Consider the following 12770-nt stretch of genomic DNA (forward strand, 5'->3'; position numbering starts at 1 on the left):
AACCGGTCCACCCGGAGCACCCGAATCGGCTAGCGCAGCTTGGAACGCGCGATCTTGCGCAGGGCCGCGCGCAGGCCCTCGGACTCCTCGGCGCTCATCTGCTCCACGAAATGGGCCAGCACCAGATCCGAACGGCCACCGCTGCCCAACGCCTCGCGCATGAGCCGGGCGCTGTACTCCTCACGCGAGAGCGTCGGCCAATACCGATACGCCTTGCCCACGCGTTCGCGTTCCAGCCAGCCCTTGCGGTGCAGGTTGTCCATGGTCGACATCACCGTGGTGTACGCGATGTCGCGCTCGGCGGCCAGCTCGTCGTACAACTCCCGGACCGTCGTCTTCTCGGAGCGGTCCCAGACGCGTTCGATGACAACCGCTTCCAGATCTCCGAAGCCTCGAACACTCACGTCCGCCGCCTCCTCACGCACATACGCTCTACGTACGTAGACAGTATTACCCTACTCCGCGACGCGGTGACCCGCGTCCCGTAATGCCGAAACCGCCTCCTCCAACCGGTGCGCGGGCACCAGCACCAGATCGGCGTGAAAGGTCGACGCCACGAAGACCGGCACCCCCGACTCCGCCAGCGGACCGATCAACGCCGCCAGCGTGCCCGGCGTATCCAGGCCACCCGGATCACCGTAGAAGCCCTTCCAGATCTCACCCTCGGCCCACGCCGGCGCCTCACGAATCACCGTCAGCCCCTCCGGCGCACGCACCAGGGCGATCCACTCGTCGTCCTCCGGGAACGTCGAATTCGGCAAGTGATCAACCGCGAACTGCGAGGGCACAATCCGCAAGCGCTGGGAGCCGGTCATGGCGACATCGTAGGCGGCGACGGCCATCACGCACGAGATCACTCTGCTCCCAGATCGAATTAGTCATCATCACTAAAATAAGATGCCGAGCCGCCACCCGATCCGTAGGGTCGGTCCAATGAGTACCAGCCCCAAGGGAATCGCCGTCGAGAACGAGCAGATCGCCGACCTCGGCCACTACCGCACCGACGACGGCACCACCGTCGACATCAGCGCCACCCTCGCCGCCGCCCGCGCCGGAACCGTTTCCTACGCACCCGAGGACGACGTGGCCGGCGGACCGCGCGGACCCTTCACCGGCACCCTCGAGGTCACCTCCGAAGGCAGCCTGCAAGCCGCCCGGCGACTCCACGACGAAGGCGGAAAGGCCATCGCCGTCCTGAATTTCGCCTCCGCCCGCAATCCCGGCGGTGGCTACCTCGGCGGCGCCCGAGCCCAGGAAGAAGATCTCTGCCGCAGCGCCCTGCTGTATCGATGCCTGCTCGAAGCCCCCGATTACTATGCGGCCCACCGCGCCTCGGACGACCTGCGCTACAGCCATCGGGTCATCTACTCCCCCGACGTCCCGGTCATCCGCGAGGACAATCGCACCCTGAGCCCGCGGCCGATCCCGGTGTCGTTCCTGACCTCACCCGCCCCCAATGCCGGTGCGCTGGCGAATCGTTCGGGCCACCGGGTCCCGGTGCGCGATGCGCTCATCGAACGCGCCGACCGCGTGCTGGCCGTCGCCGCCCGCCACGGCGTGCGCGAACTCGTGCTGGGCGCCTGGGGATGCGGTGTGTTCCGCAATGATCCGGCCGAAGTCGCCGAAGCGTTCGACCTCGCCCTGCGCAACCACGGTGCAGCCTTCGACACGGTGGTCTTCGCGATCCTGGACCGAGCCCCCGTCCTCTCCGAAAACCGCGCCGCCTTCGAGGCCCACTTCGGGCAGCCCTCCTCTTCCTAGCGCTTGTTGTCGACGGAACCTTGCGCCGGGTTTCGCGACAGCGGGCCAGAGGTGCAATCCATGTTTAGATTGCAATATCTACAAACTCAGATAGCCATGACCTCGGAGCTCTCCCGCTTGCCCCTCTGGCCGCCCCTCAGCGGGCCAGCCCGGTCCGATGCGCGTAGGCGATGGCTTGGCCGCGGTCGCGCACGCCGAGCTTGGCGAACAGCGAATTGATATGCGTTTTCACCGTGCTCACCCCCACGAACAACTCCTTCGCGATCTCGGAGTTGTTGTGCCCCTGCGCCATCAGCCGCAGCACGTCTCGCTCGCGATCGGTGAGATCGACCGGCGGTTCGGGCGGGGTGTCGAGGGCGGAGAGCACGCGGCGACCCACCTCGGCCGCGAGCGTGGTGTGACCGCTGGCGACCGACCGGATGGCCGCGGCGATCTCGGCGCGGCCCGCGTCCTTGGTGAGATAGCCGCGCGCGCCGGCCCGCAGCGCGCCCGCGATGGAGGCGTCATCGGCGTAGGTGGTGAGCACCAGGACCGCGGTCTCGGGATGTCCGGCGGTGATGGCTGCGGTGGCGGCCACGCCGTCGATGCCGGGCATGCGCAGATCCATCAGCACCACCCGGGGTTTCACACGACGCACCAACTCGACGGCCTCCGCGCCGTCGCGGGCCTCCCCCACCACCCGCATATCGGGCAGCAGCGACAACACCGTGGTGAGCCCGTCCCGGACCGTGGTCTGGTCGTCGGCCACCACGACCGTGATCACCTCCGCGGCAGCAGGATTCGCACCGTCCATCGACCGTCCTCCTTCCCGGCGGCCAGGGTGCCGCCTGCCGCCTCGATGCGTTCGCGCATACCCAGTAGACCCGCGCCGGAGCCGGAGCCGCCCAGGAGTGTTCGAGGTGCGCCGACGGGATTCGAGATCACCACCTCGATGGCACCGCCGCGGTCCCGGATGGCGAGCGTAACCTGTTGCCCCGGGGCATGTTTGCGCGCATTGGTGAGCGCTTCCTGAACGGCGCGGGTGAGCGCCACGGCGGCCTGCTCGTCGGCGAGCTCGACCGCCGTATCCACGCGTTCGGCCAATTCCCCTCCGGCGCCGCGGTGTTCGTCGATCACCCGGCGCAGCTCCGCGGCGGCGTCGAGCCGATCCGATCGCAATGCCCCCACCACCTGGCGAGCATCCGCCAACCCGGACACCGCCAGCGCATGCGACGCCTTCACCCGCTCCGCCGCCCGCTCCACGTTCCCGGCCTCCAGCAACGCGTCCGCCGCGTCCAACTGCAGCACCAGTCCGCCGAGGGTGTGCGCGAGGACATCGTGGATATCACGGGCGATCCGGCCGCGTTCGGCGAGCGCGGCGGCCCGGTCACGTTCGACGCGGATGATCCGATTCTGTTCCACCAGCAGCCGATTGCGCTCGGCGACCGTGCGGGCTTGGCGTCGGCTCCAGCCGCCCAGGGCGATCACGACCGCACCGACCAGCAGCCCGAGCATTCTGCCCGGCTGGCCATCGATCAGCACCGAAACGCACATCAGCACGGCGGTGCCCACCGCGATCAGCCAGCCGAACCAGCGGGGCTCGCCCAGCAGGCTCACCGCCACGAAGATCGTCGCGAACGCCGTGATGGCCGATCCGGCCGCCTGGCCGACGGTCAATCCGCCGCCGACCGCCATGGCGCTCACGCAGATTCGCTCCAGCCGCGACCCCAGCGGCGCGGCGAACCAGCCGGCCCAGCCCAGCCACGACAACACCGCCAGCGCCAGCGCCCAGGGCCGGTGCAACAGCTCCGTGTTCACCGACGACGACACCACGGCGACGAGCCCCACCAGGCGAAGCAGCCTGGACAGGGTCGAGGAGGGGTCGAAGATCGACATCGCTCTCAGTGTGCCGCAACCGCATGGGCCTGCTCGGCACGCCGGGCCAGTACCACTGCGCGTCCGGCCCGATTCAGCGCCACCGTGAGCAGAATGGCCCCGACCGAGGTGACCGCCGCCGCCCCGGCGAGGTGCGCGACCACATCCACACCGATCCGCATCGCCAGCAGTACCAGCCATAGCAGCGTCCCGGCCACGCCGGTCCGCGCCTCCAATCCCTGTGCGCCGGAGCGAACCTGCGACAGCAGGCCCATCACCAGCCCGATCCCGCCCGCCAGCAGCGCCGACACCGCCAGCAGCGCCACCGCGGCCACGCCGAGCCCACCGCTCACCACCGACTTCATCTGCAGGAATCCGACCAGCCCGAGAATGATCGGCCCCCGCCACAACCGGCTCTGATCCAGCGACTGCCACTGTGTCTGCCGATACATGATCCAACCGACCACGATCACCGCGACCAGACCCGAGACCACCGCATTCTGCAAATTCATGCCTCTACCGTCGCGCCCCGGGCCGCTGCGACCCACCACCCGCGGGTGGAGACGGGGTGGAAAGCTGACCCGGGCGGCGCTAGTCGGTCCAGGTCGGGTGGCGCTTCTCCAGGAAGGCGGCCATTCCCTCACGGGCGCCGGGTAATTGGGAGGCGGCGGCCATGACCTCGCGGGCGAGGGTGTAGGCGTCGGCTTCGGGGCGGTCGAGTTGGGCGTAGAGGGTGCGTTTGCCGAGGGCCTTGGAGGCGCGGCTGCCCCGGGTGGCGCGGGCGAGGAGGTCGGTGACGGCGGTGTCGAGGTCGGCGTCGGGGACGGCGTAGTTGATCAGGCCCCAATCGACTGCGGTCTTTGCGTCGATGACGTCGCCGGTGAGGGCGAGTTCCATCAGGCGTTTGCGGCCGATCGAGCGGGCCACGGGGACTGCCGGGGTGTGGCAGAACCAGCCGCCCTTGCCGCCGGGGAGGGCGAAGCCCGCGGACTCGGCGGCGACGGCCAGGTCGCAGGAGGCGACCAGCTGGCAGCCCGCCGCGGTGGCCAGGCCGTGGACGCGGGCGATCACGACCTGCGGCAGCTCTTCGAGGGTCGTCATCACCTGCTGGCACAGGGTGAGCAGGTCGCGGACGCTCAGCAAGTCGCGGCTCGCCACATCGGCGAAATCGTGGCCCGCGCTGAACACCGGTCCGGCGGCGGCCAATACGAGCCCGGTCGCGTCGGTGTCGCCCGCCGCGCGGAAGGCCGCGAGCAGTTCGGTGAGGTGGTCGGCGGACAGCGCGTTGCGGCGGTCGGGCCGGTTCATGGTGACGGTGAGGGTGTCGCCGTCGCGCTTCACGAGCAGGTGCCGGTACTCCGTCATGGGTCCACGGTAATCCTCACACCGGTGACGGCGTCGCAGGATTGAGGCGCAGCCAGCGGCCCGTCGACGGAATCCCGTTGGCGTCCACCACGACCAGGAGGTACCAGCCGGGCGGGGCGAGGGCCGGATTCGAGGGCATGGCGACGGTGAGCGAGCCGGGCGCGGCGGGTGTGATCGGCAGGTCGATCAGGCGTTGATTGTTGTCGCAGGAGTGGGTGCAGGAGGTCGGGTGCATCAGGCTCACCTCCCGCACGGCCGCCGTGGTGGTCAAGGTCAGTTCGGCCCCGTATTCGAGTGTGGCCGCGGACATCTCGAACTCCGGCCGTGAACCCTTGAAAAGGTAAGGCGGCCAGAAGACTTCGATGCGCAGCTCCTCGGTCTTGCGCATCGGATTCGATCCAGCCGTCACCACCTTGCCGTCCGGGGTCACCAGCGCCACCGAGTGGTACAGCCGCGCCACCCGTTGCGGCGCTGTCGCGGACCAGGTTTCGGCGACCGGGTCGTAGATCTCGGCATGGGGTGCCACCATGTCCGCCATCTCCTCCATGGCCGAACCACCCGCCGCCAGCACCGTGCGGTCCGGCAGGATAACCGCACACACGTGCATGCGGGCGTGCATCATCGGCGGACCGGCCCGGTAGGCGGGTGCGGCGGCGGTCAGATCCGCGATGCGGGTGTCGGCGGTCGCGCGGCCGGGGCCGTGCGGGTCGACGAAGCCGCCGCCGAGCAGCATGACCTGCTGCGACTGCACGGGCGGCAGCAGCACACTCGTGGACTGATTGCGCGATTCCGGGTCGAACAGGCCCGGCACCTCGGTGACCGTGCCGGTCGCGGTGTCCCAGATCGACGGGCGCATACCGTTGTCGGTGCCGTACTGGCCGCCGGTGTAGAACACGCGGCCGTCGGCCAGCAGCACCAGGTGCGCGTACATCGGAATCGGGCCGGGCACCGGCAGAGTCGACCACGTCAGAGTCTCGGGATCGAAGAGTTCCGGCGTCTCCGACAGGAAGCCTTCGTCACCGAGGCCTGAAACTGCCACCACCGCACCAGTTTTCAGGGCAGCGAGCGTCGGATACCAACGCCCGTAGGTCATGTCGGGCTGCGCGTCCCACGTCAGGGTTTGCGGATCGAACAGCAGGGCGTCGCGCAGACCGTAGAACGGGTCGTACTGCTTGGTGCCGCCCACGGCCAGCAGCCGCCCGTCGGGCAGGAACGCCTGCCCGGTGCAGAACAGGTCGATCGGCGTCGCGGGCGCGTCGAGTCCCGGATTCGGGTAATGCCAGACCCGCGTGCGAAAGTCGTGGGCGTTCAACCGATCCGGGTCATTGCCGGATCCCGCGAAGAACAGCACATCGCCGGTGTGCAGCAGAGCGGCGTGCACCGGATTGATCTCGGTGCCGAAATCCAATATGCGCCAGGTGCCTTCGACCGCGGCGGTGGCCAAGTCGGTTTCGACATCGAGCGTTCGCAGATATCCGGTATTGACACCCTCCGGATTGTCGCTGGTGCACAACACCATTCGCGGCGCACCGTCGGCGTTCGACAGCAGGGCGACGGCCGCGCCTTGGTTCTCCCAGAATCCCCAGTCGGGCACGCGCGACCACCGACTCCACCCGTCCACGCAGTGACCACTGCCGTCCAGCCCCCAGCCGATGGTGTACATCCCACCGTTCTCACCCTGCGGATTGTCGATCGCGAACACGATCAACTCCGGCCGCCCGTCCCCGTCCAGGTCGGCGACGGTCAGGCCCGCGCCCTGGTTGTCCCACCCCCACCAGTCCGGAATCGCCACCCACGGCGTCCATTCCACCACCGACCCGTCCGCGCCGAGCCCTTTGGCGAGCCGGAACTGCCCGCTGTTCTGGGCATCCGGATTGTCGACGGTCATGACCACGAGCACCGGCTGCCCGTCGAGCCGGGTCAGGCAGATGTCCGCGCCCTGGTTCTCCCAGCCGTACCAATCCGGAATCTGTTGCCACGCGGTCCATCCGCCGGTGACGGTGCCGTCCGGGGCGAGATCGCGACCGATGCGGTAGTAGCCCTGGTTCTGGCCCGCCGGATTGTCTACGAGGAAGACGACCAGATCCGGTCGCCCGTTGCCGTTCAGGTCGCCGAGGGCGATGCCCGCCCCTTGGTTCTCCCAGCCCCACCAGTCGGGCACCTCGAGCCACGGCCCCCACTCCCCGACCGTGCCGTCGGCGGCCAGACTCCGCCCGACCCGATAGTTTCCGGTGTTCTGACCTGCGGGATTGTCGACCGTCAGGACCACGACGTCGAGCGTCCCGTCGCCGTTCAGGTCGGCGACGGCGATGCCGCAGTCCTCATTGTCCTGCGCGAACCAATCCGGGATCGGAACGAATTGTCCTGCCACACAACCCATCATGATCGTTCGCGCCGAAGACGGCACCCAATGTCCGGATAGTCCTGATGACCGGTGCCCGATCACGCCATATCGCCGATTACGCCAGGTTACGGAAAACGCACCCCGAGGGCTGTCACACCCATTAACCTGCGAAACATTCTCGTTTCACATACCTGAGGAAGTCGTATGAGAAAGACAGTCTGGGCCAACGGTCTCGCCCTCACCGCCGCCGCCTTGCTGGCGAGCGCCGGTGCCGCGGACGCCGCGGTGCCGACCACCATGGGCGGCGACTCCACCTTCAAGGTCGGCGTCGACATCCAGCCGGGCGTCTATAAGACCACGTCCGCGGGCACCGTGTGCGCCTGGGCGCGGTTGTCCTCGATCAGCCCGAGCGTGACCATCGAGACGGGCGGCGCGGTCGGCGGCACCGCCACCGTCGAGATCAAGCCCAGCGATGTCGCGTTCTTCACCAGCGGTTGCGGCACCTGGACCCTACAGACCACCACGACCACCTCCGGTTCCTCCGGTTCGAGCAGCGGCAGCACCTCCACGTTCCTCGCCAATCTGCTGTCGGCCGGATCCAGCGGCAAATAGCCCGGGCGGAAGCGTCGGCAACCGCCGAACCCGCCTGCCCGGAGTAGGCGGGTCGTCGATACGCGAGGGGCCGGGCACCACGGCGCCCGGCCCCTCATCTCGAAAAATCAGCAGTCGCAGCAGGATTCCTCACAGCAGCAACAGGACTCCTCGCAACAGCAGCATCCTTCACCGCAGCAGACGCAGCCCTCACAGCACGGGAGGCAGCAGCCGCTGCGGCGGCGCGCGGGGCCGTAATAGCCCTGGCCATACCCCGGTGGCGGACCATAGCCGTAGCCGGGCGGCGGGCCCCACGGGTCGGGGCCGCGACGACGCCAGCGACTCATGGGCGCTACGACGGAGCCGGGATTCGGCGCGGTGGCGGCGCCGTGGGTGGTGCAGGCCGGTCCGTGACCGCCGAAGGTCCGGGTCACCGAACGACCCAGTTCATGCGTCAGGAGTTTGTGGATCAGCCGCTTGTCGGTGAATTCCACCTCGGCCAACGCCAATTCGATGCCGAGTAGCGCGTCCGTGCACAGCCGGTGCGCCTCGGCTACGTCGGTTCCCGTGGCGGCCAGTGGATTCCATTTGCCTTGCGCGAGATCCTCGCCCAGATCCTCGACCGCGTCCACGAGATGCGCTATGCGCCCGAACAATCGGCCCACCTCGATCAGCGCCGCCTGATTGCCCGGCTTGCCCGCCAGGATGGCGGTGTGGCCGAAAGCGGCCGCGGTGGCAGTCTCGGTGGGCTCGGTGACCTCGAGCAGTGGGGTGCCGACCACGGCCGCGGACTCGATCTCCGTTTGGCGATCCACCGCCGTCACCAGCACGCCGGTGTCGAAACCGAGCCCGGCCCCGGTGGATTCGCCCTGCCTGGCCCAGCGCCGGGCCAGCGCGCGGGCGGCGGGCCGGAATCCAGCCGTACCCGCGACGCCGTCGTGATCGTCCACATGGTCGCGCACCTTGGCGGCGGCCAGCACCAGCGAAACGGTGGCGGCCAGCCGCACGCAGTCCCCGGTGGCGACGTCGGCGCGCTTCATGCCGCGCAGCGGGCAGGGCCCGGCGACGCGGCGGGTGGGCGACGCCGTGGACTGCGCCTCCACCAGGGCCGAAATGATCAGCCCGTCGTAATTGGTTGCCAGGCGGGCGCTCTGGCCGTGATCGTCACGCAGTGCGAGGCACAGCCCGCACAGTTGCGCCAGCCAAGCCCGCCCGAGTTCCTCGCCCAGCCGATGACGGCAGGGCCGGATGATGCCGAACACCCTATCGACGTTAACCTCTGTTTCGGGATTCGGCTCGTGGAATCGCGATCAGGGATTCTGGACGGTGTAGATCGAATTCTGTTGCGCGCCAACACCATCACAAGGCTCGGCAAAGACTCTCTAATGCCCGGCCAGCGCCGCGAACTCCTCGGCCAGCGGAACCGGACGGTCGGCCGACCACGCCAGGCTCACCTCGTTCGGCGCGATATCGGGCACCGGGACGTACGCGATGTCCGGTCGGGTGTAGAAGGTCATGACCGACAGCGGCAGAAAGATGATGCCGTGGCCCGCCGCCACGTGTTCGAGCTTCTCCTCGACGCTGCGGAAGACCGGGACGCCGGGGCGGTCGGTGCGCAATTCGGTTGCCAGTGCGCGCCATTCGGGGATCAGGTCGGGATCCTGCAGCAGGTGTTCGTCCGCGAGGTCGGCGACGGCCAGCATCTCCTTGCCGGCCAGCGGATGGCCGGCGGGTAGCACTACCACGCGGGGCTCGGTGTAGAGGGGTCGAATGGTGAGTCCGCGCGGATCGACCGGCAGGCGCACCATGCTGACATCGACGCGGCCGTCATGAATCACCTCGACCTGGTCGAACCAGTCGGTGCGCACGAGTTCGACCTCGAGTCCGGGATGCCGGTCGGTGAGCGCGCGCACGGCCGTGGTCACGATGAGGCCGGGCATGAAGCCGACGGTGAAGGTATCGGCCCCCTTATCAGCGCGAATCACCCTGCGCCGCAATGCTTCCGCCGAGGCAAGCAGCGGTTTGGCGTCGGCCAGCAGCTGCTCCCCCGCGGCCGTCAACGCCGTCCCGCGCCGATCCCGCGCGAAAAGCCGCGCCCCCAACTCCTCCTCGAGCGCGCGAATCTGCCGCGACAGCACCGGCTGCGCGATGAACAGCTGTTCAGCGGCGCGGCCGAAGTGCAGGTGTTCGGCCACCGCCACGAAGTAGCGCAGCTTGCGCAGATCGACATCGCTCATGATGCCTTCAGGGTATTACAGGCGGCGGTATAGGTCTTGGACCAGCGGCGGCCGCGGAACCGAAGGTGGAGAGGCACACACGAACAGCAGTTCCCCGAAAGGAAATCCGATGTCTCTCGACGGACAGCACGTCGTCATCCTGGGCGGCACCTCCGGAATCGGCTATGCCGTGGCCGCGGCGACCGCCGCGCGGGGCGCGAAGGTCACCGTCGCCTCCAGCCGCCAGGAGAATGTCGATCGCGCGGTGGCCGAACTCCCGACCGGCGTGACCGGTGTGGTCGCGGATCTCGCCGACGCCAACCGGATTCGCACGCTCTTCGACGAGCTGGGCAGCTTCGACCACCTCGTCTACACCGCCGGTGAGCCCCTATTGCTCTCCCCCGTGGCCGAGCTGGATATCGACGCGGCCCGGAAGTTCTTCGAGCTGCGCTACTTCAGCGTGCTGACGGCCGTACAGGCGGCCGCACCGCACCTGCGGGCGGACGGGTCGATCACCCTGACCACCGGTACCGCCGGGCCGCGACCCGTGCCCGGATCGTCGGTCACCTCCAGCGTCTGCGGCGCGGTCGAGGCCCTGACCCGCGCACTGGCGGTCGAGCTCGCCCCGACCCGGGTCAACGCGGTCATGCCCGGCGTGGTGCGCTCTCCGCTGTGGAACTTCCCCGAGGACCTGCGCGAGCAGTTCTACGCCGACACCGCGGCCAACACCCCGCTGCGGCGCATCGCCGAAGTCGACGACATCGCACAGGCCTTCGTCTTCTTCCTGACCCAGCCCCACGCCACCGCCACCATCCTTCCCTTGGATGGCGGCGCAGTCCTCGCCTGAGTTTCGTCGAGTGGCACACCAGCGCGGCATATTCGGACAAATCCCCTCGCTGGTGTGCCACTCGGCGGATTACCTCGCCGCGTGGCGGGCGGCGAGGTAGGCGAAGACCAGGGCGGGGCCGATGGTCGCGCCGGGGCCGGCGTAGGTGTGGCCCATGACGGGGGCGCTGGCATTGCCCGCGGCGTACAGGCCGTCGATGGGTGAGCCGTCCTCGCGGAGGACTCGGCCGTCGACGTCGGTCACCAGGCCACCCTTGGTGCCGAGGTCGCCGGGGACCAGTTTGGCCGCGTAGAACGGGCCGGTCTCCAGCGCACCGAGATTCGGGTTGGGGTGCTGGCGCGGGTCGCCGTAGTAGTTGTCGTAGGCGCTGTCGCCGCGACCGAAGTCGGGATCCATACCCGCGGTGGCGAATTCGTTGAATCGGGTCACGGTCGCCTGGAGTTTCTCGACCGGGAGACCGATCTTCTCCGCGAGTTCGGGCAGGGAGTCGGCTCGGGTGAGCGCGCCGGACTTGAACCACCGGCCCGGCAGCGCCTGTCGCGGCGGCACGCCCGCGAACTGGTAGCGGTTGCGGTAGCGCTGGTCGAAAATCAGCCAGGCGGGCAGGTTTTCGGCCGGGCCCTCGCCCTGGCCGTTGTCGCCGCCGTACATGCGGTGGGTGGCCTCGACGTAGGGCAAGCACTCGTTCATGAACCGCTCGGCGCGGTCGTTGACGACCAGGCTGCCCGGCAGGTTGCGTTCAGCCAGGCAGAACCAGGCCTCACGGGGCAGCGGGATCGACGGACCCCACCAGGCGTCGTCCATGAATTCGACCGCGCCGCCGACGGATTGGCCCGCCCGGATGCCGTCGCCGGTATTGGCGGCCGCACCGACGGTCCAGTCGGTGCCGATGGGGTCGCGCTGGTACTGCTTGCGCATCACCTCGTTGTGCTCGAAGCCGCCCGCCGCGATGACCACGCCGCGCCGGGCCGTGAGCACCTGCTCGCGGCCGTCACGCAGCACCACCGCGCCGGTCACCCGGCCGTCCTCGGTGGTCAGCTCGAGCAGCGGAGTGTCCAGCCACAGCGGCACATTCGCCTGGATCAGGCCCGCGCGCAGCATGGCGGAGAAGGCTTGGCCACGGGCGAGAATCCGCCGCCGCAGGACCGTCGCGGCCAGCCAGCGCCCGGCGATACCCATGGCGGTGAGCGGACTGCGGGGGTTGCGCAGGCCGAGATGCAGCTGACGGAACTCCGCCTGCGTCACAACGACATTCTTGGGAGCCTTCGCGTAATCCGGTTCCAGCGTGGCCAATTCGGCGCCGAGCGCCTTGGCGTTGTAGGGCGCCGGTTCCACGGACCGACCGTGCGAGCGACCGCCGGGAGCTTCCGGATAGTAGTCGGAATAGCCTGGCACCCAGCGCATCCGCAGCGGCGAGTGCGCGGCCAGGAACTCGAACGCCTCCGGCCCGCGATCGAGATAGGTGTCGATCCGTACCGGATCCACCCCCGCCCCGATGATCTCCTTCAGATAGGTGCGCGCGGCCTCCAGGTCATCGGCGGGCGCTTCCCGGCGCAGCACCGAGTTCCCCGGAATCCACACGCCGCCACCGGATCTGGCCGTGGACCCGCCCCAGTGCCGCGCCTTCTCGACGATGACCGCCGACAGTCCGTGCTTGGCCGCGGTGAGCGCCGCGGCCATGCCCGCCGCCCCCGACCCCACCACGATCAGATCGAACGTCCCGGCAGTTTCCCTGTCGTCCTGCATGTTTCCTCTATCTTCGTGTTCTGTTGTCTCGGCCCGCGCACAGCTG

Annotated in this window: 13 protein-coding genes; 3 read left to right on the top strand and 10 right to left on the bottom strand. The window is 68.9% G+C overall.

What is annotated here, in order from left to right:
- Positions 1-29: 29 nt before the first annotated feature.
- Together ON43_RS19275 and ON43_RS19280 are read right to left on the bottom strand one after the other, a co-directional pair.
- Positions 30-404 (bottom strand): BlaI/MecI/CopY family transcriptional regulator, encoded by a 375-nt coding sequence (locus tag ON43_RS19275; protein WP_040809529.1) that lies wholly within the window; start codon positions 402-404, stop codon positions 30-32.
- Positions 405-455: 51 nt separating this feature from the next.
- Complete coding sequence (locus ON43_RS19280; protein WP_040809530.1) at positions 456-815, bottom strand: ACT domain-containing protein; 360 nt, start codon at positions 813-815, stop codon at positions 456-458.
- A 118-nt stretch (positions 816-933) separates the two neighbouring features.
- Between ON43_RS19280 and ON43_RS19285 the strand changes: the two genes are divergently transcribed.
- On the top strand, positions 934-1761 hold the full coding sequence (locus ON43_RS19285) for a TIGR02452 family protein (protein ID WP_040809429.1): 828 nt from the start codon (positions 934-936) through the stop codon (positions 1759-1761).
- Between the two features lie 136 nt (positions 1762-1897).
- On the opposite strand, the gene ON43_RS19290 is transcribed toward ON43_RS19285, so the two are convergent.
- The 5 genes from ON43_RS19290 to ON43_RS19310 all read right to left on the bottom strand — a co-directional run bounded on the left by ON43_RS19290 (position 1898) and on the right by ON43_RS19310 (position 7351).
- On the bottom strand, positions 1898-2554 hold the full coding sequence (locus ON43_RS19290; RefSeq protein ID WP_040809430.1) for a response regulator transcription factor: 657 nt from the start codon (positions 2552-2554) through the stop codon (positions 1898-1900).
- The gene (locus tag ON43_RS19295; RefSeq protein ID WP_051178703.1) at positions 2521-3636 is read right to left on the bottom strand and encodes a sensor histidine kinase; all 1116 of its coding nucleotides are present in this window, start codon (positions 3634-3636) and stop codon (positions 2521-2523) included. The genes ON43_RS19290 and ON43_RS19295 overlap by 34 nt, the downstream gene beginning before the upstream one ends.
- A 5-nt stretch (positions 3637-3641) precedes the next feature.
- Positions 3642-4127, bottom strand: a complete 486-nt coding sequence (locus ON43_RS44915; RefSeq protein ID WP_040809432.1) for a hypothetical protein — start codon at positions 4125-4127, stop codon at positions 3642-3644.
- Between the two features lie 79 nt (positions 4128-4206).
- Positions 4207-4980 carry an enoyl-CoA hydratase-related protein gene (locus tag ON43_RS19305; RefSeq protein WP_040809434.1) on the bottom strand — a complete coding sequence of 258 codons (774 nt, stop codon included), beginning with the start codon at positions 4978-4980 and terminating at the stop codon, positions 4207-4209.
- 16 nt (positions 4981-4996) lie between these two features.
- Positions 4997-7351 (bottom strand): galactose oxidase-like domain-containing protein, encoded by a 2355-nt coding sequence (locus ON43_RS19310; protein WP_040809437.1) that lies wholly within the window; start codon positions 7349-7351, stop codon positions 4997-4999.
- A 177-nt stretch (positions 7352-7528) separates the two neighbouring features.
- Between ON43_RS19310 and ON43_RS42620 the strand changes: the two genes are divergently transcribed.
- On the top strand, positions 7529-7936 hold the full coding sequence (locus ON43_RS42620) for an Rv1352/Rv1906c domain-containing protein (protein WP_051178705.1): 408 nt from the start codon (positions 7529-7531) through the stop codon (positions 7934-7936).
- 107 nt (positions 7937-8043) lie between these two features.
- On the opposite strand, the gene ON43_RS19320 is transcribed toward ON43_RS42620, so the two are convergent.
- Both ON43_RS19320 and ON43_RS19325 read right to left on the bottom strand, forming a co-directional pair.
- Complete coding sequence (locus ON43_RS19320; protein WP_040809439.1) at positions 8044-9177, bottom strand: DUF5685 family protein; 1134 nt, start codon at positions 9175-9177, stop codon at positions 8044-8046.
- 120 nt (positions 9178-9297) lie between these two features.
- On the bottom strand, positions 9298-10152 hold the full coding sequence (locus tag ON43_RS19325; protein WP_040809441.1) for a LysR family transcriptional regulator: 855 nt from the start codon (positions 10150-10152) through the stop codon (positions 9298-9300).
- A 109-nt stretch (positions 10153-10261) separates the two neighbouring features.
- Here ON43_RS19325 and ON43_RS19330 point away from each other — a divergent pair, with 109 nt between their 5' ends.
- On the top strand, positions 10262-10978 hold the full coding sequence (locus tag ON43_RS19330; RefSeq protein WP_040809443.1) for an SDR family oxidoreductase: 717 nt from the start codon (positions 10262-10264) through the stop codon (positions 10976-10978).
- Between the two features lie 69 nt (positions 10979-11047).
- Here ON43_RS19330 and kstD read toward each other — a convergent pair whose 3' ends face one another.
- Positions 11048-12724: a 3-oxosteroid 1-dehydrogenase gene (gene kstD / locus ON43_RS19335; protein ID WP_040809445.1), complete on the bottom strand. Its 1677-nt coding sequence runs from the start codon at positions 12722-12724 to the stop codon at positions 11048-11050.
- Between the last annotated feature and the right edge of the window lie 46 nt (positions 12725-12770).

The organism is Nocardia concava NBRC 100430 (assembly GCF_000308815.1).
Taxonomy (GTDB): domain Bacteria; phylum Actinomycetota; class Actinomycetes; order Mycobacteriales; family Mycobacteriaceae; genus Nocardia; species Nocardia concava.